Below are 25204 nucleotides of genomic sequence, written 5' to 3' on the forward strand. Positions count from 1 at the left end.
TGACCTCCGTTGAAAAATAAAAAGAGGGCGCATTAGATCACATATTTAATCCGTTTGGTATTACTCTGAATTCGACACCCTTTTGGCCAAGACAGGTACCAAATAAGCAGACAGTAAAGCGGTAACCAAAGTCATTACTACTAATGCGATCATCGTATGATGGGATAAATGCTGTTGTTGAAAACCTATGCTCGCTACTATTAATGCTACCTCTGCTCGCGGTACCAACGCCATGCCCAATAACCACCGTTCACTATTCTTTAACCGGGATGCTATGACCCAAGGGCTAAATAATTTACCGGCAATGGCAGCCAGTATTATGAGCATAATAAACCCTATGATTTCCATGCTGTTAATGTTGAGGACGGTGATTTGCATCCCCACGCTCAAAAAAAATAGCGGAATGATATAGTTAGCAACTTGGTTGAAGAAACCCACATCCCGCAACATATCGTCATGTTTAAAGTAAGCAAAAATTGCTCCCGCAACGAAACCGCCAACAACAGGAGAGAGTCCATTGAGCAGTGTTACCCATGCGGCAATGATAGCCAACACCGTAAAGCTGATGCGACGGAAAAACGTCTTTTTAATTATACTTGTCTTTCTCAACAGCCATCCCATCAATGCTAGGGCAAAGCACAATAATAAAAGCACCAACAAGCTAAAAAGCAGAGAAAATACAATTTGACTCAGTCCGTTACTAATGGTCAAGCCAACATGCACCGCAGCCAATATATAAAGTACTAAAACATCGTCTACAATGGCTGCTGCGAGTAATATTTGTCCTATTTTACTACTAAGCAGCCCAACTTTGTGCAAAATGGGAACACTCAAACCAATACTGGTTGCTGACAAAGCCACACCAACATACAGCGCTTCATCCAGCCTATTATTGATAAAAAAACTGGCCATAAAACCCAGTAACATACTCAATACAATACCAGCCAAACCCACCATCACTCCCGGCTTAATAGCAGCCATAAAAGAAGCCCAGCGAATTTCAAAACCTGCCGCAAATAAAATAAATACCACTATCCACTCTGTGACGAACCGCTCAACTTCGCCGTAACTAATCCAGTCAAGATAAAATGGACCAAGCAACAGGCCAATAATGATCACAACGGCAGCTTGTGGTAGATTGGAACGTGTGAAAATCGGGTTCACAAATGCCAGTAACAAACCAGCTATTAACCAGGTCAATAGAGTAAACATCTGAACCACCTTCTATTTTGAAACACCTACATAGTGACATTACAACGACTAATACCGACGCTATTTACCAAGATTTTCAAATTTTCCTATGTCAATGGTGTTTATACCAACCGGCACGCTTAATATCATTCCATGAAGTGCTTTGATGGCATGCGTAACACTCTTCTACTTTCGCGTTGAGCTCACCCGCTACTTGCGCTGATATCATTTTAAAATGCTGCATGTAATGGCTAGGCGGCGCTTCGTGACATTGATTACAGTCTAAAGACTGATTTGATGGATGAATAAACTCAGGCAATGTCCATTGCCTTGTGCTGTGACATTGCACACAATCTTTGCCGAATAGACCAAAATGACGATCGTCGTTACTATGGCACGCAGGGCAGCTGAGCAAGGCTTCCTTTGGCATTACATCTGGGTGAACAAATATGGGATCCGGTTTCCGACTATTAGCTAATAGACTTTCTAAAAAGGCTAATGTCGCAGTACCCTCATCAAACGGAACATTGGGATCTGGCAACATGTTTAAACCTACGTTCACCAGTGCTTCGTGATCCATTTGAGAAATTGAGGCCAACTTACCTTTATGCTCCTTATGACAGGATGCACACTCAGCCACATCCGCGTGAAATGCCGTGGGCTGACGCTGAAGAATATGCGTGTCGTTAGCATGGCAGACAACACAGTTATCTCTTGTTACACCAGTAGCCGGTGTATGGCAGCCTAAACAATCTGTTTCCATAAACGCATGGGCTGCACTTAAATCCCCCGGACTTACCGCGCTTTCCCAATTTACATCAGGAATTGAATCTGGGGAGTGAACAAAGTGGCTAATCAGCGCAACAATTGCGATGAGAGCCATGGCTAACCAAAAGAACTTTTTCATAACCATCTCAACCCAAAATAAATTTCTGTGCTGATATGGAAAACCAGCAGCACATACAAGATAAGTGAAATAGCGATATGAAACTTCAACCACCGTTTAAACCAAAGCTTCGCGGTGTCGTGGATCTTTATGCTGTAATCCACGTCCGACAAACTGTCTATTAGACGAAAAACATCACGCTCATAGTTTCTAGGTGAAGAACGTTCCCCAAAAATTGCGGTAATCGCGGGCATTAACGTTCGATGATTGCTTGACAAACTGCGTATACGTGTCGAGCAAACTCGGTTGCGCAGTTCCTGCTTGGCGATGTCCAACCTAGAATTTAATTCTTCTTTGAGGACCGTCTTATCTCTTAGCCGAGACGAAATGAGACTGAGTATATATCTACCTATAAAGCCGCTTATGACAACGGTGAGCATCAGAAGGACCAGCGCTATCCCGACAAAACTGTCAAATTTATGGGCACTATGCAGAATTCCTAGAATTGGCCCTAGTACACCCGCATATATGTGTAACAGAAGCAAAGATGGCATGGAAACACGCTTTGTCACCCATTTTCTTAGTGGCTTGATGCGCTTTATAATGAGATAAAATAGCGGCCAGAACATGAAGAAGGCTGCCACAATACCTATCATGCTGCCGTTGAAGCTACCGGGAAAATTAGGATCACGGTGCCAAACAAACCCTCCCCATAAAAGCAGCATCAAAAAAACAAGCATCGTTACGATATGACGTTCTTGATTATTCATAAAATCATGCCTCGACGTCCACCGAAGTTTTTGGGATAGACTGGCATGCCAGAATATAACCCTGTTGTCTATCTTGTTCTTCTAGCCCATCGTCAACGTCCATATCGACGGTTCCTTTGAGAAGCTTCACTTTGCAGCTTCCACAAGTTCCCGAGCGACATGAACTGTCTATTTCCACATCTAATGATTCAGCAACATCCAAGACCGTCTCGTCTTGTTGAGCAATGGCTTTTTTCTGTGACTTTGCAAAACTGATTTCGAAACCAGATTTAGAGCTTGATTTATTACCTTCAGGAATATCACTTGGCTTCCTTTTGGGAGGGGCGGAGCCAAACGCTTCGCTCTTAACCCTGTCAGCAGCCATTCCAAGCTGGACTAGCGTTTGTGTCGTTGCCTCCATCATGGCAGTCGGCCCGCATATGTGGGCTGTTTTCGCTGGCAAGTCTGGCACAAAGTCATTGATGAGCTGCGATGTTAATCGACCTTGCGGTCCCATCCATGAGGTCCCCTCCGCCCGCGTCATACTCACCAAAACATGCAGATTTTTGTGCCGCGCTTGAAGATACTGAAGCTCTCGCTCAAATATAAAATCATTCGAAGAACGAGCACAGAATAGGAAGTAGATATTCCCTTCCCAACAACGAGCCGTTAAATATCGTACTGCACTCATCATCGGCGTAATACCAACCCCACCAGATATCAATACAACGCTATCTTCACCGCTACCATTAAAATAGAATTTCCCATTCGGTGCTTTGATTGCAAGTTCATCTCCGATTGACACGTGATCATGCATAAACCGCGACACAAGTCCCTGTTCTTCGCGCTTAATCGTCACTTCAAAATAATCTCTTTCTGTGGGAGACGATGCGATAGTGTATGAGCGTTTCGTCACTTTAGCCTGCCCGGGTATCGTTAAACTAAACGTGACAAACTGGCCTGGCTCATAATCGAAAGGCAAGCTACTGCCATCTGTAGCGGCCAAACGAAATGTTTTCACATCGTGAGTTTCACTAAAGATCCCTATTACCTGAAAATTACCACTGAAAACAATTTTTTTACTCACAGTAGCTTGTATTGCATTAGGGCTAGATGATTCTGGTTTGAGCTGGCTTGTCGTTGAACTATCAATTTCTTGCCGTGAACTCTTCTCAGGGGTTGCCGATCTTGAATCGTTTTGTAACTGACTCGGTGGTGATTCACTTTCGAGCTCCTTAAGCAAGGCCCCAGCTCTTCGCATCTTAAATCCATACATCCAAAACATGACACTAGCAAAAAAGAGCAGAATGAGCATTACGCCTGTGTGAATAGGAGACATACCAAAAATTAAAGCGCGATCTGTTCCCTCACTTGTTGGTAACAAGTTCATCTGACTCTTAAACCAAGTAAGCGCAACTCTTCTCGGCTCTTGACCTTCTGCAATAACACGCTTGGCCGCCAGACCGCTATCGTATTGGCTTAAGCCTTGGTCGATAAGCGTAACCGCCGACTGCATTTCAGAAAAATTTTGACGCCCGTCAGCTAAGGATAGTGCTGTAAATCCGTTTATCATAAGTTGGTTGCCGGCCAGCATTCTCGCCACCGCTTTGTCTAACACTTCTTGCTTTTTCTCTACTGGTAGTTGAGATAGCCGCATAAGGGATGGATAGAGATCTTTAGGTTTGGGAGCCCCCATCTTTTCCATCATTTTGTCCATTCCTTTAGCCATTCCAGGACCCATTCCTTGTTCTTGCCTCATTCCTTTTTTAATATCTTTACCTTGAGCTGGTGATGTTTCTAGTCCAGTGAACGGTTCTTCGGGAGTTTGGGGGGCTAAAGATTGTTCAGCATATATATCAGGGTGATGACCTTCATGTTCCTGCTGAGACTGTTGTGCGGCACACGGCCACACAAGTAAAAAAGCAACAAAACTGAATATCCGTTTCAGCTTACCACTAGCTAAGTCTATTTTTTTTTCCATGAGTATCAAATTCATTACAAACATTTACATATCTTCATTGAGGTAAGGTTCAACTTGGGTTTCTCGTAAACGTTCGATTTGTTTCGACATTAGCACTTCTACAACGTTACCAACGAGTTTGATAAAATAAAGCCGGATGGATGTATTGGGCGACTCTACTTCTGATGGGGTCGCCTTTATTTCTTTTAAATCAGGCTCTCCTGAGGACGTTAATTCACCTAAATGTGTTCCAAGTTGTTCGCGTTTAATTACGTTTTGACTTTGAAACTTCTTCCATTGACACTTCCCCTCCTCAATAAAATTGACTGATTTACCAGTTAAATGGTGCTGTTCCGTGGAGTTCAAAAATAAATCAACTTCCCCGAAGTGGTATAGGTGAGGAGCGTTTTTATATCCCCGCAGTGTCGTTTTTAGGTTGACGTCGTCTTTGACAATGTGAATCTTGGGATGAACGCCGATCATAGGCAAGTTCTTCATCAGCTTATACATACATGAATTCTGGGGCTTCATCGCGTTCATTTTACCTTTCATACTTATTTGTGTTGGCGCCATGCTTACAGCACTTTGTTCAATAGGAATATTGTTTTTCTCTACTGTAGTAACCTGAGTATCTGACAGGTTAGATTCTTTTTTTTCAGGTTATTATTCCCCTTCTCAACGGCATTTTGAATTTGGCTTAAACCATCAACATGTGCTGGTTTAATTGGGGTATGGATGATTTCAACAGAATCATTAACCATCCTATCCCTACTTTGCTTACGCTCTTCTGCCAATGATACACACGAAGCTAATGCTGACGTCAGCGACAAACAAAGCGTTTTTAAGTACATTAAACGTAACTTAAGCCTTACTTTTTTTCATGAACTAAAAAACTCCATAATCACTATAATGCAAGCAACATTATCTAATCGTCTGCAAACTCAACCATGTCGTATTGAATGACATCACCCGTCACCACAACAGCGTTAGCAAAGTGCTTGTCTTTCTTTTCACCCAGACGTATTTTACCAACAAACTCTCTGGTATAACCTGATTCGCCTTCAGCGGTCACGCTAGCGTCATAAGCCGTCCGATATACGTTAAATACAGAGTGTTCTTTTAAGCTGTCTGTATCTGAGACACATACCAGTACTTCCTGATCATCAATAGCAACGATTTGTCCGCTCATGATGTAGTCGTGATAAACCTGACTTGCACATCCACTTAAAAAAATAAGGGATAATGCAATAATTATTAACGGCCTAAATGCATATTTCATATTTTGCTCCTTAGTTATATTAACTCAATTTACTGATTCACCTTGAGAGGATAAGACGCTTGCGTACTCCTGTCATAGACTCACATGAGCACGGATTTTAAGTGCCTTTATCCTCAAAATGGATAACTTATTTTTTGTGCTCATGAACCATTTTACTTTCCTCTACCGTATGCCCCATTACTTGCTCCATCATTTGCTCCATCATCATTAAGCGTTTTTCCATATTAGATGTAGAGAGCATAGCTTCAGACTTTTTCATTTTGTCCATACTGTGTTTACCCATGGAATGCCCCATGCCTTTATTGTCGCCATGCATTATCGTCATCATATCTTCCATGCTTCTGCCATGCTTGTGCAGCAACTCTTGACGTTTTTCGGGGTCAGTTTCGTTCTTAACTTCTTCTAGTAAAGTGTTCATTTTAGACATATGACGCTGCATTTTTTCCATTTTTGCTTCATCCATCATGCCCATAGACATGGGATTTTTGTCACTATATTGCTGCGCGTTAACGGTTGTTACAGGTGAGATGACTAACAATGAAGTGATCGCCAGTGTTGCTATTGTTTTCATAATATATTCCTACTTTTTATGCGCCTGATTGCGCGGTGACTACATTATAATTTTTGAGCTATACCAAACTCTAAACCTGCGCATTAAACACAAGTCAAAAATGCCAAAATAAACCTAATTTTTTATACATATCTTTTTTTACTTTTCTCAGCAGTATGGCCCATCAGTTTTCCGCATGTATTGCCACAACCGGTACCGACAACAAGACTGTGATTAAAATGATTTTGTTTAATAATTTTCATTACACTCTCCGTTAGTTTGATTGAAGCACCATTTATGTCGAGTTGAGCCTTGTTAATGCGAACTAAATTTAGTGCTGTTAATTTTTCGTTTACACATCACCTGAAAAAGAAAAGACACTCATGCTTGTCAATTTTCACTGAGCTCCAGCATGTCATGTTTTTTAATTTCACCGTTGCTAACCGTTGTCAGGGCATAGTGTTGCTCCTTGATTTCGTTTATGCTCAGCGGGCCCATTGTATCCAGTCGATAAACTGACTCCCCAGTCTCAGTTGAGCCATAGATAAACACCGAGCGACGTACTTCAAACTGATGTGTTGTATTTAACTCTCTGGTATCAGCTACACTCCATCACGTCGTTACCACCCACTTTAACGACCTGACCACTCTTCACATATTTGTGATAAATAGGGCTGCTCGCACATCCACTTGCTATTGTGATTATTGCCAATATCATCAACAATTTGAGGCTTACTCCCTACAGCCCATTTTTTGCTAGTGCGATACTGCATTGTCTTGTTTATAAGCCTCCTTTTGTTCAACTATTTCTTTCCTAGAAAACCAACTAATACGTTAATCTGTGCCGAAGTTAATGGCATTTTTGGCATTGCTGATGACGGGTTATTAAATTGAGGATCAGTCAGTTTTTTCATAACAAACTCGCCCCCCCTTTGAGCAACTACGTTATCCAGCGCGGGGCCAAGCGCTCCCCCTTTGCCATTAAAACTGTGGCAGCCCTGACAGCCGAATTTTTTCATCAATGCACCACCGTCCATGACCGGCATGGTTGCCACATCTGCTACATTCTTAACGGGGCCTCCGGATAGGGTTTTAAAAAAATCCATAACCGTTTCAGTTTCTTGACCGGTTAGGTGAGCTTTTTCGCGCATATGCGGCAAAATCACTGACCATTCCTGAGTTGAAAATTCCTGGACTGGCCTTGAATTATGGCAACGGGCACAATTGTTGTTGATGATCTCGGCACCGCTGCCCACCTCGGCAGCAATCGCTTGAGTAAATAGCGTTATTAACCCACCACCGAGTGTTAAAAGTAGTACGCTTAAAAGATGTAATTTTTTCATTTTAATTTCCCTTAGAATCCGTAGCTGTATTGAACCGCCAGGCGTTGGTCACCATCACCTTCCTCAATATCAGTTTCTTCGTAGCTAAATTTGATCACTGAGCGGGGATCCAACCAATAGTTGAGACCTGCGACCCAACGTTTTGCCTTGGCAAACTTATTGGTTTTGGCATATTCCACTACCAGTTCCGTCCCCCCTAATTGCGGCCAGATTTGGCCTGCTTGTAATACGCCTTGCAAATACCAACCATTACGCTTAAAGGCATTAATAGTCTCTTCAGCGTGTTCATCTGCCTCTTCCAAGCCATCAGTTTCGGTTAAAATATACTCGCCACGTATTAGGTAGCGACTGCCAATGACATTGATATCCATTCCCTGGGCGGTGATACTCAGACGTTCTTCTTCATCGTACTTGGCAGTGTAATAAGAAGCCCCGATTTCAATCGCAGGTAAAAAAGCGTAGGCGATGCGCCCACCGAAGGCTTTATTTTTATTGTTATCGCCACTGGTTGCTGCAAATTCCACCTCTGGAAACGCTTCAGTGTGCTCATCGACCACCTCTTCATCCTCAGCGTGATCTTCGATTATCTCATCACCATCATTATGTGCCTCTGCGCGGGCACCGTTGGTAACGTAAAGATCCAGGAATATTTTCTGTTGGGATGTAAAAAAGAAGGTTTGCTGAACAGCGATACCTACATCACTAAGGATCGGCAACAAAGGCGTCATGGCCTGGGCGCTGCCGTGAGAACCGTATATTCCCGGTGTCCAGGGGGTACGGTTGATCCAGCTAGGGTGAAAATTGGCACTGAACTGCCCAAAGGGTAATAAAAATTTACCGACGGTAACCGTGGTAGTATCCGTTAGAAAATAATGAATGTCGGCATATTCAAGTTCAACTTCGGTTTCGCCCGCTTCATTGAGAGAGATTTCCGTTTCCGCTTCCACATGCATTTTGTCATTCAGGCTGAACAGAAATATAGGCACAAAACGCGCACTAAAGGCACTGCTATCTAACAAATCACTTTCTTCATATTTCACATCACCATATCCGGCGATAACAAAACGTCCTTGCTCCCCTGCATCGTATGGTTGTGCCAGACTGGCGGCAGAAATAAGGTAAGCGGACATGCATGAGATTAATTTAATTGAGTGATTTTTTACTATATTTGTGTGCACAGTATGTTCCTTACCGGAACGCCCGATGGCAAAACGCCAGGCCGTTAAATAAACCAGTTTTATTTTAATGGGTGGTTTGTTGGTTATATAACCAACAGGCGGATCAATCCTGCATTACAAGATGATCGGAGGACGTAAATCGGGTGTGAGAATGCGTGGCAGCACAACGTAAATATGCTGATTAAAGTAAGGCGGAGGTACAAGACCTGAGGATTGAGCTTTATTTGGGTAAGTAACAAAACTGTTTGCATGGCACTGGCCCTCAGGACAACCACAATCCGCACATTCACAAGGTTGACTGACATTGTCAGGCGAAGCCTGGCTCGGCGTGGCCATATGGCCGGCATGAGCAGAATTAATTTGCTTATCCAACGCAAGCGAAGAAGATGAGGTCATATCCATTGATTGGCACTCATGAGCAGCAAGAGACGGTATCGCTGCTGTTTGCAGCAGCAATACCATCAAAAACAGCTGTAAGAGTGCGCGTTTTTTCATCAATAATATTCATTCATAAACTAAGGATTGGGGCAATATTGGCATCTTGTGCAAAAAGAACATTGTTCTAGATCAACTTTTGTGGACTTAGGTGTGTGATTCATAGAGATCGTTTCAATCTTGCCATCTCTAGATTCAATCTGTCGTTGGCATCCTGAACGCTTTCATTTTTAATTTCATAATTGTCTAGTACTTAAAGATTGGGGTTGGAAATATATGTGTGAAAAATGGTACGTAGGGTTTAGTTAGCATACCTATCTGGTTCTGAAGGTAACTCGAGGTGCTGGGGGATCCCCTCATAGAATAGGCCTCCCTTCTTTGTGAACCCAGGTAATATATTGATGCTCTTAAGGTGAAAGGCAGCCCACCTTATTTGAGCTTCACTTATCTTGTAATCCGAGGCCCTTTTTCTGACCTCTCTGCCTAATCTTATGATTGATAACACGCGCCGATGGCGAGTCGTATTGGCTTGAAATGCGCGCTCCCAATGTTGCTGCTGAGCGATGAGGCCGAGCAGTCTTAACAACCATTCAGCAAGCATCGCAATCAGTAGTAATATATCGAATCTTTTAATGCAGCGACTATTGCTGTGGCGTAGTCCCATTCCATATTGTGGACTTTTAATATCGCGGAAGGTTTCCTCTATTTGCATCCGTCTGGCGTACAAAGTGACAAGCTGTTTAGAATTGAATTTAACGTATTCCAGTATCTGAAGTTGCATTTAATATTGCTTCGACACCTACTTGGGGACGATGAGATCTAGCGGCTACAGTCGCCTCGAACAAGAAATTTCTAGCAGTCGTTGATTTTGGTGTTTCATCGGACGCATTTATAGGGCCCTTAATACCTTTTTGTAGATTTTCGACGAGTTGAGATAGTTCGGAAGATGGAATATCACGAAATGCTTTGTGGATATCAATGAAATCATGCACTTCAAATACCGAACTAACAAAGTCTGGAAAGGTAGCCTTACCTTGATCTTCAGACGCTGTTTTGTATTCATCTTTCCAGTGCTCGAGCACTTTCTCGTAATGATTAGTTCTTCCTGAACTAAATTTCACCCCAGTTTTGCTCATCCACGCCAACGCATCGGTATAACTCTGATAGATTTTTTCATACGATTCGGTGGGTATTCTCATAAAAACCTAACGCCTTAAACAATGGTTATTTATAGCAGTTCACGTAGCGAGTTTAAATAATCCATTGATTTTACTTGTTGTTTTGCAGCCAGATGTTAGTCACTTTTGGCTGCTCAGATTGGAAAATATCGAGACAATAGCACTTGAGGAGAGATCCAGTTCCTAAAGCTTAGCTAGTGGTCTGATTGGAAATTAACGCCGATTTCAACAGCCACTTAACTTAGCTTTAGGGATTGAAAAACAGTATAGTTCCGTCAAGTTTCTTTGTTCGATTTTATTGCGCTTAAAACCACTTTGAATTAACTGTGTCAATACACAGCAAAAATCTTACGTAAGCCATAATATCTAGGCTTAACGCTTTCCAATTCTAAAACAACAGGTTATTAATGCGACCATACAAGGTCGTTTAACTTGCGAACTATCTTATCTTGCAGAGTAGAAATATCCAATGGTCGTTTCTCGTTCGAAACGGAAATCCCAAAAGCTTAATTGAGGGCCTGGTTTCTGCTATTTGGGAACGTTCTGTCAAGTAGGATAGCAAAGGCTGCAAATAGCAAAATTTGCCTTTCAAATTAAGCCTGGCTTCGGCCATAAACAGACATCACTACTCTCCAGATAACACCAGTTATGAACCACGTGTTCTGCCCCTACAGATACTGATTTCAACGAACCTGAGCACACAGATCCGAGATAGCATCACGTTAACTACTCAATATTTTAAGGGGTAATGACAACGCCCCGTTATCTGTTTGACCCACAAGCCAAATAATGGCACTTAGGCCACCCAAAGTGGTGACATACCACAAAATGGAAACGATTTGGGCATAACGGTTAAGAGGCAGTAACTCACTTAAATGTCGGCGTTTATATTCAAAGAATATTTCTACACTGCCTATAGCAAGTAAAAAACCTAACAAAGCCAAACCGAAGTAATAACTGACGTAAACACCTAAAATGGCTCCCAGTGCGCAGGCGATTATCCCTACTCGGGAGTTAATTGAAAAAGCGATACTTTTAAGCACATGCCCACCATCTAATGGCAATACAGGTAACATATTAAATAAATTGAGCAACGCATTAAATACCGCTAAACCTGCAAGTATTTCTATATCGGTAAGCCAATACCCCACTAAACACGCAATAGACAATATTAAGCCAAAAAATGGCCCCATAATTGAAATAACAATATCTTGCCAGCGGGTATTAATTTTATCATCGCTAAGCGCTAAACCTCCCACAAAAGGGATAAGGTAAATACCTTTGGTTTTCAAACCAAAGTACTTCATCGCCTTAATATGACCGTATTCATGGAATACCAGACACAGTATCAGGGCAATGGCAAACTCAATAGAAAACAACCAGCTATAGGCGGCTAAACTGCCCGCAGCAAACAACACTTTAATAACCTTGGCACTTTTTAACAGTTTTAGACCTAAACCCGCCAAACCAATGAAACTAAATTTCATTGGTTGTTTTTCACCTTGGATAACTTGCCTTTGCTCAATGTCTTTTTCAGTGAGCGTATTTTCATGCAATAACTGCTCATTAACTAAAAGCTGATACTGCAGATCAAAAGGTTGCCATTGCAGAGCACCACTGAGCTCTACTTGAATTTTGCCTTGCTCACTTTGCAGGGAAAATTGATGTGAAAAGTTATCATTGTCAGCGCTAGCACTAATTTGCGAAACGCAGTCATCTCCCCAAAAAAGCTGTTGCCACCCAGCCATTGAACCTTCTAATTTAAGTGTTTTACCCAAACACTCTACTTCTAATAAATGCACTATAAAAACTCAACATATAAAATCTAACCCGATTATTGCCATTATTGTGTCAGAGTCGGCAATAATTTTCCTTCTTACTTTATAAGACACAGTGAAAGTCCATCTTAGTCTGGATGGGCGGGATAAAACCCATTGGCATAGTCATTGCTCTGTTCGTGCAAAGCATTCATTATCATTGGATTTAATTAAGGGGATCTTATGCAGATAAATAGTAGTAGCTACATAACGAGTATCTATCAAATGGACAATACTATTAACGATAAATCACCTAACGCCAGCCCTCTATCACGGAGTGAAACCACTACAGACACAGTAACGATTAGTGATGCTGGCTTAAGTGCAGAAAGAAAACTGCAACAAATGGCCCACAAGTATGATCCAACTAATATGTCATATAGCGAATTAACACGTATGTCGTCAGAATTACAATTAAACGGGTTAATAACGTCCCAAGAGGGCTTAGCCATGAGAGCACCTCCAAGTAGAGACTTCGATCCTGATGAAAAATACGACACTGTAGCCTTGGCACGAAAATCCGTCGCATTTGATCAATCCCTTAGTGCGGCGCAAAGCAAAGATGCCACACTAAGGACAAGCGTACTTGATATTTTGGAAACCCTACAAGGAAGATGAGCTATACGAGTTGATGCAGGCGCAAGTAAGTTAATGGGCGCATACCAGACACATGACTGTCGAGCGTTGGGTTAGATTATACGCTAGGCTGCAAAAGACACAGTCTAGAAATCAATAGAGCCCCTGCTCGTCACGCTATTACACATAAAATACCTATAAAAAATCCGGTAAAGGTCATTTACCGGATTGTGATTTACTCTGTTTTCCCACTGTACTTGCGATGCCCACTGTACTTCGGTTGTCCACTAGTACGGCGTTAAACTACTTCGGCTTTAACGCTCTTCGTTAAACCTAAGCAGAGTGTTACGGACATGGCAAAGAATGAGCTTAGAAACGAGCCGTTACTTTTGCATGATAATAACGCCCCATCACATCGTAAACCTCTGGAACGGTATTAGCATTATTCCATGAATATATGTATGGCGGTGTTTTATCAAACAGGTTATCCACGCCGGCAGATATTGACCAGGTATCGTTTATGAAGTATTGCGCCGCTACATCATGATAAGTCACCGAACTGATGTCTTGCACTAGATCATAAGACGCATAATAGTCGTCGGTCATACTGCCGATATAACGAGCCTTCCAGCTTAGGGTCCAGTCGTCTTGGCCCATTTTAATGCCTAGGTTAGATTTCCACTTGGCGAATCCGCCGTTAGTGCCGTCAATTTTACCCGTGTATTCAACCTCATCTTCGGTATATTCAAGAAGACGGGTTGCATCTACGTCCACTGACCAATCAAAGCCCATCGCCTCAAACACATACGCCATGTTCATATCAACGCCGCGGGTTTCAATTGTGCCAACATTGGTTAACGGAGATTCCATGTAGTCAATGTTGCCTGTGACATCATCACGGGTGATATTTAACACATCGCAATAGCTGGATTCGCCCGCATAACACTGATCCAAATAAGTTTGTGTTGAAATACGCGAAATGGCATTGCTGACTTCGATATTAAAGTAATCTAAGGTGAGTGATAAACCTTCGATGACGTGCGGATTGTATACCACCCCGACCGTAACCGTATCCGCTTGCTCAGGGGTTAAATTCGCCACAGTCGTATAGGTATTTTCAATTTGGCCATCAGTATATTGGTAACTTGTATTGCCAATTTCTGACTGACAAGTTTGATACAGGCTTGAACTTGAATCGCTCCCACCGTAACCAGAACAGGGATCTGTTAGGTAATCGTATGAGCCAACATCACCGCCATATAACTCATCAACGGTTGGCGCACGAAAGGCCGTTGACGCAACACCTCGGATCATCAAGTCATCATTTACGTGCCAGCTTAATCCCATTTTCCAGGTGGTATCTGAATCAAACGTACTGTAATCAAACCAACGTACAGCCGCATCAATGGATAACGCTTTGACCAAGGGTAAATCAGCTAATAAGGGAATAGCAAACTCAGCATAAATCTGCGTGGTATCAAAGCTACCCGAAGTGGCTTCTTGCGCAGAGGCACTGCCATCACCAGCAACGGTTACCGCATCAGGTTGGTACCAACCTTTTTCACGGCGGTATTCTGCACCTGCCGCAAACGCAACAAAACCAGCGGGAAGCTCAAATAAATCCCCCGTCAGATTAAGATTAACGATATTAAATTCATTGCCGCCGGTAGCTTGGTCGGTATACGAGATGTAATCAATTGTATCGGCTGACAAGTCCCCTTCCCCAACAAACCAATCTTGACATGGAATACCCACATCATTACAAACTGACGAGTCCATCGTGTTATAAAGCTTAGTCAGGTTAATGTAGTTAGATGAACGGTCAGTGGCATCGTTACGACCATAGGAATATGACAGATCCCATTCATAGCCAGACCCTATATCCCACAAGCCTTGAGCCCCTACAACGGTGCGCAATGTGTCAGTAACCTGGTCAAATACACGATCACCGACTTCAGTCATGCGACGGCGCATTGAGGTTGCCACACCAAAAGGATTACCCGTTGCATCAGCCGAGAGTGTGGCGCTGATAGGCGATGGTGCCATTTGCTGAGTTGACGTGCGCTTGGTGTACAAGGTTTCTAGGTAAACCTGGGTATCTTGATTTACATCGTAATTAGCGTTGGCAAACAAGCCGATACGTTTTTGCGGCGTGTATAGATACGAGCTATCTGCGTAGTTATAGGCGTCGTAACCTTCTGTCCAATTTTTATCACCGTCCAGCGTTCCCCAACCATCACCAGAATTATAGTTACCGCCAGATATGTAAGAGCTGCCAGATTGACACGCACCTGTCGAATCAAAATCATTATCTGGGCAAGCTGAAAAGTCACGATCACCTTGCATGGCTTTACCGCGATTAACATAACTTAGTCCCAGTACGAAGTGACCTTTTTCTCCACCACCGCCGGTAACCAAGCTGATATCGCCAGTATTGGCGTCACCTTTTGCAGAGCCGGCGTATCCCATTGACAACTCAAGCCCATCGAAATGCGTTTTGGTAATGATGTTAACCACACCTGCTACCGCGTCTGAACCGTACACCGCCGATGCACCATCTTTAAGCACTTCAACTCGCTCGATAGTCGCCAACGGGATAGTGTTTAAATCAACTGACGAGTCAGCCCCCGTGCCGGAGTTGACCATACGACGGCCATTGACCAATACAAGCGTACGGTTGCTACCTAAGCCTCGAAGGTTAATACGTGCAGCACCTGCACCACCATTATTGGTGGCAGCGCCTGTCGCCATACCACTAGATGCGGTACTTTGTTGTAGCACTTGCTCTATGGAGGTAAAACCGCCGAGTTTAATGTCCTCAGCGCTAATAATAGAGATCGGACTTGCCGACTCAAGATCTGTGCGCTTGATACGTGACCCAGTCACTTGGATTTTTTCGACTACATTTGCTTCACCCTCATCATTTGCTTGCGCGGCAACAAAACTGCTTGGCAAGGCCAGCGCTGCACTACTGACAAAAAGTGAAAGTCGAATGGCCTCTGCTACTGTATTATTTTTAAACATACAAATTCCCTACACTCATTCAATTTAAAATAAATTGAGTGAATGCTATCTAGTTATTATTTTGATATATGAGTCGTGTGTCGACAAGTAACCTTGGGTGCATCCCAAGTGGCGAATTAAGCACCTAGCCAAGTCGAGAATCAATTCAAAGTGGTCGAAAAACACCCACTTAAATGGAAATTTACGCTTTATTTACTCAGCCTTTACAGACCCTGACATATACCTGCATATTTATGCACAATTCAACAAAGGGAGATGTCTTTATTTTGATATAAGTCGATAACATAAGTACGAAATTTTTTTAACTAAAATCGGCAGGTAAGAACGATTTAAAAATAATACATTCACGTCATCACAAAAATATTTTTGCTGAGGTTATATAAAAGGTGAATCTATGGCAGGCATGAATTGCCACCAAAGTGATTAAATTCAGTTAATAACATTAAAAATATGAATAAAGCAGAACGTCAATTTTTTTGGTGACCAAGTGAAATATGCGATAAAACCAAACACTTATTGTTGAGGTTTTATGCAAACAACAATATAAAATTTATGATTTTTTAATCTATTTGGAATTTAAATTATAAAATAAAGTGGTTTTAAATAAATTATGTAAAAAAAGAATAAAATGCACTTTTTATGCACATTATTTACTAATAACTTACATTCAAACACTGACAATTAACGGCGTAATTCGTCATAATATTCATCGACAGCCTAGTGAACTGTTATGTGCCTCCCTGGTACCAATAGCTGCTAGTTTTAAGTAACTAGCAGCTACTTTTTATTCCCCTAGATATTAATCTAGCCGTGAAATACCGCCGCAAAATACCTACACTCAAACGAATATTCATTCACAAGATAAATGTAAGTATATTCCTGCATGCCGAAATTTGGGATTTATCATTAAAAAGGTCCCTGAGGTTGGGAAAGTGCCTAATGCTCAGATATTTGAAGTATTGTTTAGAATAATCACGACGCTTTTTTGCCTATATACAGCTAAAGCTGTGAATGAAACATAATCGAGATCTTAAATAAGAAATATAATTTGCACATGAGGTGCGTCTACATAGCCCGCGAAAAGTAACTCATGTGGGCTACCCTTATTGTTAGATGGGACACATAAAATCAAAAAGCCGCTTGTGACTAAGCGGCTTCTTACATGTTATCGCTAATAGTATAATGCGAAAATAGGTTTATTGACCTGTTGGTTGTTGCCTAGCTTGCTGGATCTCGCCCTGCATTTCTTCAGCGATGGCCTGCACCTTGGGCATTATCCCTTGCATTATTTGCTGACCGACCAACATAGAATCTTGCATCACCAAAGGCATTTTTTGCGTCATACTGCGGCCAACTTCCGATTGATAGAACGCAATCAAACCATCAACTTCCTTTTGGTTAAAGTGTTTTAAGTACACGCTGATCATGGGATCCTTAAACTGCTGCCAGGTCATTTGTTCTTTAAACAAAACATCTAGTTTTCCCATGTATTTTTGAAATGCAGGTCTTTCCTCATCTGAAATATTCATTTGAGTTGCCATGTTATTGAACATGTTACTTACCTGGCCTTGCATCGTCTCCATCATTTTGGATACATCCGTTAACACCATCAACTGCTCAACAGACTCCCGAGACGCTTTGCTCTCTGCGTGTGCACCAAAAGTGAAGCATGCTAGGGTCAATAGTAAAATGGGTACTTTCATTTTTAGTCCTTTAAGTTTAGTAAGGGGTTGCATCATCATTTCTGCCATCATCTTGAATGTGCATTCATGCTAACGATTAATGTTGCGTCATCACCGTATTTAGCGATAACGAGCATAAACTAATTATTCACACAGATGCGTTACAAAATTCATTTTTTTCATCAACTTGCGATTAAATATTCGAGTAACTTTAACGTAGCCTTTTCGTCCGGGCTAAAATATTTGGAGCGAGTTCGTTTTAATTGATTTCGGAAATAAGCCAATGTTCGGCCGCTTTCATACTGCAAAATCACATGCGGATGTATGTAGTTTGCGCGACACACTGCAGGCGTATTTCCTAATTCATTGGCGACCTTTTTAATCCCAGCGAGAACATTGCCTTGATTCAACTTTTTGTCTTCTACCGGCCCCAGTTCATCTAACGCGACCGCCATCAATACCGTGCCGGCCCAAGTCCTAAAATCTTTTGCGCTAAAATCCTCACCCATGACTTCCGCAATATATTGATTCAAGTCTTGCGCAGTTAATTTCTTACGCGATGCGTCCGGCAAGGTAATATCAAATAACTCATAACCAGTCATATTTTCTAATTGCGCTAACACATTTCTAACATGTTTATCAGAAACCTCTCTGTGCTGCTGTTGATGGCTCTTCCCCACATAATCAAACTCAATATGCTGGCGCTCGATGTTCATGTGTTTCGCCCGCAGCGTGGTTAATCCATAGGTTTGATTGTCTCTGGTGTAGCTAGCGCTTCCAGGTCGAAAGAAGGCGTCGTCTAACATGCGAGTCATACACGCCAGTACGGCGTTTTCGTCAATAGGCCGTTGCGTGATATGTTGACCTGTCACTCTGCGCATAGTTGCTAGTTGTTTAGCAAAACGTAAGATCCGTTCGAATTTTTGTTTACTCGCTTGTTCAGTCCAGTGCGGATTATAAACATACTGCTTTCGGTTTTTCCCATCACGGCCGTAGGCCAGTACCTTGGCACTGCGGTCGAGTTCTATATGCACATCTTGCCAAGCGGGAGGTATGGCTAAACTTTGCACCCAGCGTTTTATACCCGCACTTTTTACCGTGCGCCCAGTAGGATATTGATAGGTAAACGACTGACCAAAAGGCTTGCGAACTATATAACGATCCATTTTATCTCCATCAAGCAGCCACAAACTCTTTATTACACAAACCGGCTGGGTGTGGTTCAATTTTTTACTAATTGTTGCATGAAAACTGCTATTAGCTACCCATGCAACAAATCACATTTAGGGTAAGAACGCTTAGCCTTTTGACAAAGTAGAACAAACGCTCTACCCTGAAAGTAGAAAAAACACTCTACCTAGGTTATACACTGTGCTTAAAGAACAAATTGCAGCGCGTTTAGAAACAGCGTTTAGCCACTATGGATTTGCAGAACCCAGTGTTTCTCAATTAAAAACAGCCTGTAATGTGAGCCTACGCACGCTATACAAGCATTATCCTTCCAAAGAAATAATGACAGTTGCGGCCTTGGAATATCGCCATAAACGATACATGACCTTTTTACTTGGTGAACCTGAGTCGTCCGGCACGGTGCGAATTACGCAAACGTTCGAAAAACTCAATCAATGGATGACGGAGTTTGCGCCAAACGGTTGCATGTCGCTGAATGCGCTCGCCGCATTTCCAGAAAATACTGATATTAAAGCTGCTGTGATGCAGCACAAACATGATGTTCGTGTGTTATTAGGCGAGCAAGCACAGCGCCCAGATTTATCCATGGCTTTATTTTTACTCCATGAAGGGGTATCCAGTGTGTGGCCAATTTTAGGCTATGACGCAATCGAATCAGCAAAACACTCAATTAAACAAATGATGGATATAAGAAAACAATGATGACTAATATTCCCACTACCATGAAAGGCGTTAGGTTAATTGGCCATGGAGGTCCTGAAGCACTTGAATACAGTGATAACATTTCAGTCCCTCGACCAAAAGCAAACGAAGTACTCATTCGCGTAAGCGCCGCTGGCGTAAATAATACCGACATCAATACTCGAACCGCATGGTACTCAAAAACGGCAGGGAATAACGGTGACGCAAGCTGGTCTGGTAATGCACTTAACTTTCCACGCATTCAAGGTGCTGATGTATGTGGGGTAATCGTCGCGGTAGGCGATAATGTAAATGTTCAGCGTGTCGGTGAGCGGGTATTAATTGAACCCTGTATACGAGAGCACAATAGCCAAATTCTGGACTCACCTTGGTATTTTGGCTCGGAATGCGATGGAGGATTCGCAGAGTTCACTGTCGTTGCGGCCAAACATGCGTATTCGGTTACAAGCGACCTATCCGACGTTGAACTAGCGACCTTTCCTTGCTCGTATTCTACCGCAGAAAATATGCTAACCCGAGCTGGCGTTACTGCCCATGATAAGGTTCTCATTACTGGTGCCTCAGGGGGCGTTGGCTCTGCCGCAATCCAATTGGCAAAAGCACGGGGTGCATATGTTATCGCTATCACCAGCTCAGCGAAAAAGCAGCAACTATTAACATTAGGTGCTGATGAAGTGGTGCTAAGAGACGCCGACTTAGGTGACGTTATTCCCGTCAATAGTATTGATGTAGTCATCGACCTGGTGGCAGGACCACAATGGTCACAATTGCTTGAAATACTAAAAGTGCAAGGGCGATATGCCGTGTCTGGCGCGATAGGTGGCGCACATGTTGAACTTGATATTAGAACGCTGTATTTAAAAGACTTACGCTTTTTCGGCTGCACGATACTGGAACCCGAAGTGTTTCAAAATCTAGTTAATTGTATCGAGCAACAAAAAATCGTCCCTATTGTTGCACAATCTTTTCCATTAACAGAAATCTCTGCTGCCCAACAGATGTTTTTGGATAAAAAGCACGTGGGAAAAATCGTGTTAACACTTTGACGTAAGCAAGGTCACAACTTTGCTTGAATCCATTCAGGCTGCAGATTAATTTCCGCAAAATGCTCAATAATAAAGTCGATAAAGGTTTTCAATAGCGGGCTTATCAGCCTGTTCGATGTGTAGAGTAAGTTGATAGGCAGAGGTGCAGGCCGATAATCTCTTAATATTTCAACTAGAGCCCCCCTTGCGAGGTCTTTTTGAACATACAGTTCAGGTAGAAATACGATCCCCTGTCCTGCTTTCGCTAATGAGAGTAAAGCCAACGATTCATTTGACTCTATATCGCCGTTCACTTTAACTTTTTTGGCATTTCCTTCTACTGTATATTCCCAGCGCCCTGAGGATGACAACGCAGTATTTATCAAACAATTTTGCAGATGCAACTCTCGCGGCACCAGAGGTGTCCCATGCTTGCGCAAATATTCAGGGCTTGCCACCGTAACAAACGACATTGTGCCCAATTTACGAGCAATAAGGTTTGAGTCAGCTAAGTTACCGACGCGAAGAGCCAAGTCGTACCCCTCCTCAACTAAATCAACTTTTCTATTAAGTAATGACAAAGATACCTGTACGTTGGCATGTTCATTCTTAAACGCCGAAATAGCATTTGGTAGTATGAACTGTCCCAGCATCATAGGTGCAGATAGTGTTAACTTTCCAGTTAGCTGAGCGAGATCCCCTCGCGTGCATTTTAGTTCATCCACTAATCCTAAGATTGACGACATCTTGGCTAAATACTCGCTTCCCTCTCCCGTTAGATGCAAAGAGCGTGTCGTACGATTGATTAATCGTATACCTAGCCAGTTTTCTAATTCGCTGATCTGCCTACTCACGGCTGATGGCACAAGATTAAGTTGATCCGCAGCCCGACTAAAGCTCTCTTGTTCAATCACAAGTTGAAATACCTTAAATGACTTAATGATATCCATAGCAACACCTAACACGTTCCAATTAGTGATATTTTATCACCAGTGTTATCACTTTATTGTTATTTTTGTAATTAATACGGGTAGGTAAACTGTTTTTAGTTTCTTCACCAAACCAGAGAGTAAAAACATATGAAAATCGTATTAATAGGCGCGACAGGCATGATTGGCAAAGCGGTCAGCAATGAACTGAAGGAGCATGAGATTATCAGCGCCGGTTTTAAAAACGGTCAATATCAAGTGGATATTGAAAATAGAGACCCAATTGAAGCTATGTTTGAGGACGTAGGCCAAGTTGATGCAGTCACTTCCACCACTGGTTTGATCGCGTTTGCTCCGCTAAATGAATTAACCATAGAACAGTTTAGAATGACTATTAATAACAAGATTTTAGGCCATATAAACTTACTTCAAATAGCCAGTCAATATATTCGAGATGGTGGGAGTATCACCTTTACCAGCGGTTACGTGGCGCAAAACCCCATGCCAGGCTCTTCATCAGTCAGCCTGGTTAACGCTGCATTGGATGCCTTTGTTAAAGCGGCTGCACTTGAGCTGGGTTCAAAGCTTAGAATAAACACTGTTAGCCCACGGTTTATCAAAGATAACGATGACACTAATGGGTATGGACAGCACCGATGGCGTCAGTGCTGCCGATACAGCCAATGCCTACCGTCACGCTATTGAAAGCAATGAGACTGGTAAAGCATTTGACGTGGTAGATTACATTTAAGCGTTGTAAAACATACCTAGCGAGCGTTAACTCACTCCTGTAAAACTCAACTGCTAAATGGATAAAGTATCGATTTCAGTTATTAAAACTGGCTTCTGCTGCATGATAGGCAGAGCCTAGTTTTATTACCCCGCTTTACCTTCTTTAGCCTCTACTTTATCTTCCTGATGCTCTAGTTCCTTTAATTCAGGCCCATCACTGGCTAAGAGTAGTGCGATCCAGCGCGTGTCTCGCCCCGATTCAAGGCCAATTTTAACGATCATAGTTAACGGTACTGAGAGCAGCATACCCACGGTACCAAGCAGCCATCCCCAAAAAATCAACGACAGAAACACCACCAAGGTAGATAAACCAAGCCCTCTTCCCATATAACGTGGCTCGATTATATTTCCCATTACTGTGTTGGTTACAACAAATCCAAGTGCTGTTAACCCAGCAACACCTGGCCCCAATTGCACTAATGCCAACAGCACTGCTGGAATTGCCGCAAGAATAGAGCCTATATTTGGAATGTAATTAAGCAAAAATGCCAACATTGCCCACAATAAATAGTGATCCACACCCAATACGTAAAGCCATAAGCCGATAATCAGTCCCGTCGCTAAACTCACTAGTGTTTTAATAGCCAGATAGTTTTTGACCGATAACAAAAACTTATCGATTTGGCGCATTTTCATATTAGGATCATCAAGCGCAATATGAATTTTTCTAGGAAATGATTCTGCTTCAAACAGCATGAAAACCACGATAAGCAGAATAAGCAAAAAGTTCGTTAACACCCCGCCAAGACTGGTCAGTAAACTAGTGGCCATGTTCATGGCAGCCCCAGGATCTAAATAAGACAGCAGCTGATCTTTATTAATCTGAATATTAAAGTCATTCAACCGGCCAATGGCCCAAGCAAATTGTGCAACCAACTGTTTGCGATATTTAGGTAAATTATCGCTAAAGTCGTTCATGGATTGCCCCACTAACCCAGCCAACATAAATCCAAATACCACGATCAGCAGTATCACTAATACCACCGAAACAGCACGCGGAATTTTATATTGGTTCGCCCAGTTAATAATGGGGCTGCACGACATAGCGATAAAAATCGATAATAAAAATGGCACGACTATGGTGCTGGCCGCTTTAATACCTGCAAGTACGATTACCAAAGACGCGAGTATCAGCAAGACTTTCAGCGATGGGGAGTATTTCATGTGCATAGATTGAATCATCAGTAGAGTGAACGGGGGAAACTATCAGATAGTAAGGTTATTTTATAGCCTTAGCCTATGTATTTAGTATTATGAAACATATCAATGACATATTGATATTAACCATGTATAAAACGATTAAAAGATATTAACATACTGATTTTAGGTTATTTTTGCGTCTTAAAACAAGAGTGCTAGTAATATGAAGTTAAATCCAGCGACAATTCGAATTAAAAATTTACGTTTACGTACCTATATTGGTATTAATCAAGATGAAATAAACAACAAGCAAGATGTTATCGTGAACGTAAAAATAGAATATAAAGCAGACGAGGCGACAGGGTCTGATAGTATGAATGACGCGCTAAATTATAAGGTGATCACCAAACGAATTATTCAATTGGTCGAAGATAGCCGCTTTGCTCTACTTGAAAAACTCACCGCTGATGTACTAGCCATTGCAGCCGAGCATCCGTGGGTAATATATGCTGAAGCCGAAGTTGATAAACCCCATGCACTGCGGTTTTCTGATTCGGTTTCCCTTTGTCTTTCGTGCAGTAAAACGTAACATAACAAGGATTTTCTATGCGTATTTTGATTACTGGAGGTACAGGATTAATTGGTTCTAATTTAATTCCTAAGTTAAAGCCAAACGAAATCACAGTGGTCACCCGCAACGTATCTCAGGCTGAGTTGGTGTTGGGCCATAAAGTCACCTTGATTTCATCGTTAGATGATTTTGAAAATCTTGATGATTTCCATGTTGTTATCAATTTAGCTGGCGAACCGATTGCTGACAAACGCTGGTCACCAGAGCAAAAAAAGCGCATTGAACACAGCCGTTGGGATATGACTGAAAAGTTAGTGTCACTCATCAAAGCGGGAAGTGCCCCACCATCACTATTTATCAGCGGCTCAGCCATTGGCTATTATGGCCGCCAAAACGAACAAATCATCGATGAGGAATTTGATGCTCCTCATGACGAATTCAGTCATCAGTTGTGTGCACGTTGGGAATTCTTGGCCAAGCAGGCTGAGTCGACTCAAACTCGGGTATGTATCGTACGCACCGGGTTGGTGATCACTCGCCGTGGTGGCGCGTTGATGAAAATGGTGCCACCGTTTAAATTTGGGTTAGGTGGCCCGATGGGCTCAGGCCAGCAATACATGTCTTGGATCCACCTAGAAGATATGCTTGATGGCCTTATTCATCTGATAGAAAACACTCAATGCCAAGGCGTATTTAACTTCACAGCACCAACGCCTGTCACGAATGCACAGTTCAGTAAAACGCTTGCGACCGTGTTACACCGCCCATGTTTTTTACCTATGCCGGCGTTCGCCTTACGGGTGATTATGGGAGATGCCGCAGATTTATTGTTATATGGTCAGCGTGTGGTACCAAAGCGATTGCAAGAAAGTGGTTATCAGTTTCACTACCCAGAACTAGCTCACGCCTTGGAGTGTTTACGTCTGTAGCCCCAGTGGTTACGGCGAAATAACAGTCCTCAAGGGAAAGTCCCTCTTGTATGAAATATGAACAAAAAAGCCGATAG

At 42.4% G+C, this 25204-nt stretch carries 23 protein-coding genes and 1 pseudogene; 6 read left to right on the plus strand and 18 right to left on the minus strand.

What is annotated here, in order from left to right; translation table 11 throughout:
- Positions 1–60 precede the first annotated feature (60 nt).
- The 13 genes and pseudogenes from GPLA_RS17320 to GPLA_RS17380 all read right to left on the minus strand — a co-directional run bounded on the left by GPLA_RS17320 (position 61) and on the right by GPLA_RS17380 (position 12551).
- On the minus strand, positions 61–1212 hold the full coding sequence (locus GPLA_RS17320) for a cation:proton antiporter (protein ID WP_007106261.1): 1152 nt from the start codon (positions 1210–1212) through the stop codon (positions 61–63).
- Positions 1213–1303: 91 nt separating this feature from the next.
- On the minus strand, positions 1304–2098 hold the full coding sequence (locus GPLA_RS17325; protein WP_040515251.1) for a cytochrome c3 family protein: 795 nt from the start codon (positions 2096–2098) through the stop codon (positions 1304–1306).
- Entirely contained in the window at positions 2095–2847 is a 753-nt protein-coding gene (locus GPLA_RS17330; RefSeq protein ID WP_007106263.1) for a hypothetical protein, read from the minus strand. The genes GPLA_RS17325 and GPLA_RS17330 overlap by 4 nt, the downstream gene beginning before the upstream one ends.
- Positions 2848–2851: 4 nt before the next feature.
- Positions 2852–4807, minus strand: a complete 1956-nt coding sequence (locus tag GPLA_RS17335; RefSeq protein WP_226993143.1) for a 2Fe-2S iron-sulfur cluster-binding protein — start codon at positions 4805–4807, stop codon at positions 2852–2854.
- A 24-nt stretch (positions 4808–4831) separates the two neighbouring features.
- Positions 4832–5359, minus strand: coding sequence for a hypothetical protein (locus GPLA_RS17340; protein WP_007106265.1), 528 nt, complete (start codon positions 5357–5359; stop codon positions 4832–4834).
- Positions 5360–5711: 352 nt separating this feature from the next.
- Positions 5712–6065 carry a hypothetical protein gene (locus tag GPLA_RS17345; protein WP_007106267.1) on the minus strand — a complete coding sequence of 118 codons (354 nt, stop codon included), beginning with the start codon at positions 6063–6065 and terminating at the stop codon, positions 5712–5714.
- 127 nt (positions 6066–6192) lie between these two features.
- Positions 6193–6636: a hypothetical protein gene (locus tag GPLA_RS17350; protein WP_007106268.1), complete on the minus strand. Its 444-nt coding sequence runs from the start codon at positions 6634–6636 to the stop codon at positions 6193–6195.
- Positions 6637–7418: 782 nt separating this feature from the next.
- A complete protein-coding gene (locus GPLA_RS17355) occupies positions 7419–7958 on the minus strand; it encodes a c-type cytochrome (protein WP_007106271.1) in 540 nt (179 codons plus the stop codon).
- An 11-nt stretch (positions 7959–7969) separates the two neighbouring features.
- Positions 7970–9136 carry a porin gene (locus tag GPLA_RS17360; RefSeq protein ID WP_226993144.1) on the minus strand — a complete coding sequence of 389 codons (1167 nt, stop codon included), beginning with the start codon at positions 9134–9136 and terminating at the stop codon, positions 7970–7972.
- A gap of 114 nt (positions 9137–9250) precedes the next feature.
- Positions 9251–9631: a hypothetical protein gene (locus GPLA_RS17365; protein WP_007106273.1), complete on the minus strand. Its 381-nt coding sequence runs from the start codon at positions 9629–9631 to the stop codon at positions 9251–9253.
- A 361-nt stretch (positions 9632–9992) separates the two neighbouring features.
- Positions 9993–10322, minus strand: a pseudogene (locus GPLA_RS17370) (transposase); the annotation flags it as partial.
- Position 10323: 1 nt separating this feature from the next.
- Positions 10324–10770 (minus strand): hypothetical protein, encoded by a 447-nt coding sequence (locus GPLA_RS17375; RefSeq protein ID WP_007106275.1) that lies wholly within the window; start codon positions 10768–10770, stop codon positions 10324–10326.
- A gap of 701 nt (positions 10771–11471) precedes the next feature.
- A complete protein-coding gene (locus GPLA_RS17380) occupies positions 11472–12551 on the minus strand; it encodes a metalloprotease (protein WP_007106276.1) in 1080 nt (359 codons plus the stop codon).
- Between the two features lie 198 nt (positions 12552–12749).
- On the opposite strand from GPLA_RS17380, the gene GPLA_RS17385 reads away from it, so the two are divergent.
- Entirely contained in the window at positions 12750–13184 is a 435-nt protein-coding gene (locus tag GPLA_RS17385) for a hypothetical protein (RefSeq protein ID WP_040515254.1), read from the plus strand.
- Positions 13185–13511: 327 nt separating this feature from the next.
- Here the strand turns inward: GPLA_RS17385 and GPLA_RS17390 are convergent, their stop codons facing one another.
- The 3 genes from GPLA_RS17390 to GPLA_RS17400 all read right to left on the minus strand — a co-directional run bounded on the left by GPLA_RS17390 (position 13512) and on the right by GPLA_RS17400 (position 19014).
- The gene (locus GPLA_RS17390; protein ID WP_007106278.1) at positions 13512–16166 is read right to left on the minus strand and encodes a TonB-dependent receptor plug domain-containing protein; all 2655 of its coding nucleotides are present in this window, start codon (positions 16164–16166) and stop codon (positions 13512–13514) included.
- A gap of 1196 nt (positions 16167–17362) precedes the next feature.
- A complete protein-coding gene (locus tag GPLA_RS17395) occupies positions 17363–17869 on the minus strand; it encodes a DUF2059 domain-containing protein (RefSeq protein WP_040515260.1) in 507 nt (168 codons plus the stop codon).
- Positions 17870–18030: 161 nt separating this feature from the next.
- A complete protein-coding gene (locus tag GPLA_RS17400; RefSeq protein ID WP_007106280.1) occupies positions 18031–19014 on the minus strand; it encodes a DNA topoisomerase IB in 984 nt (327 codons plus the stop codon).
- A 205-nt stretch (positions 19015–19219) separates the two neighbouring features.
- On the opposite strand from GPLA_RS17400, the gene GPLA_RS17405 reads away from it, so the two are divergent.
- Together GPLA_RS17405 and GPLA_RS17410 are read left to right on the plus strand one after the other, a co-directional pair.
- Positions 19220–19741: a TetR/AcrR family transcriptional regulator gene (locus GPLA_RS17405; RefSeq protein ID WP_007106281.1), complete on the plus strand. Its 522-nt coding sequence runs from the start codon at positions 19220–19222 to the stop codon at positions 19739–19741.
- A complete protein-coding gene (locus GPLA_RS17410; protein WP_226993145.1) occupies positions 19741–20787 on the plus strand; it encodes an alcohol dehydrogenase family protein in 1047 nt (348 codons plus the stop codon). Before GPLA_RS17405 ends, GPLA_RS17410 begins: the two co-directional genes overlap by 1 nt.
- Positions 20788–20798: 11 nt before the next feature.
- Here GPLA_RS17410 and GPLA_RS17415 read toward each other — a convergent pair whose 3' ends face one another.
- Positions 20799–21716: a LysR family transcriptional regulator gene (locus GPLA_RS17415; protein WP_007106283.1), complete on the minus strand. Its 918-nt coding sequence runs from the start codon at positions 21714–21716 to the stop codon at positions 20799–20801.
- Between the two features lie 129 nt (positions 21717–21845).
- Here GPLA_RS17415 and GPLA_RS17420 point away from each other — a divergent pair, with 129 nt between their 5' ends.
- Positions 21846–22400, plus strand: a complete 555-nt coding sequence (locus GPLA_RS17420; protein ID WP_007106284.1) for a short chain dehydrogenase — start codon at positions 21846–21848, stop codon at positions 22398–22400.
- Between the two features lie 171 nt (positions 22401–22571).
- Here the strand turns inward: GPLA_RS17420 and GPLA_RS17425 are convergent, their stop codons facing one another.
- A complete protein-coding gene (locus tag GPLA_RS17425) occupies positions 22572–23657 on the minus strand; it encodes an AI-2E family transporter (protein ID WP_007106285.1) in 1086 nt (361 codons plus the stop codon).
- 193 nt (positions 23658–23850) lie between these two features.
- Between GPLA_RS17425 and folX the strand changes: the two genes are divergently transcribed.
- Both folX and GPLA_RS17435 read left to right on the plus strand, forming a co-directional pair.
- Positions 23851–24216 carry a dihydroneopterin triphosphate 2'-epimerase gene (gene folX, locus GPLA_RS17430; RefSeq protein ID WP_007106286.1) on the plus strand — a complete coding sequence of 122 codons (366 nt, stop codon included), beginning with the start codon at positions 23851–23853 and terminating at the stop codon, positions 24214–24216.
- Between the two features lie 17 nt (positions 24217–24233).
- Positions 24234–25127, plus strand: a complete 894-nt coding sequence (locus tag GPLA_RS17435) for a TIGR01777 family oxidoreductase (RefSeq protein WP_007106287.1) — start codon at positions 24234–24236, stop codon at positions 25125–25127.
- Positions 25128–25204: the final 77 nt, after the last annotated feature.

The sequence above is a fragment of the Paraglaciecola polaris LMG 21857 genome (assembly GCF_000315055.1).
Classification (GTDB): Bacteria; Pseudomonadota; Gammaproteobacteria; order Enterobacterales; family Alteromonadaceae; genus Paraglaciecola; species Paraglaciecola polaris.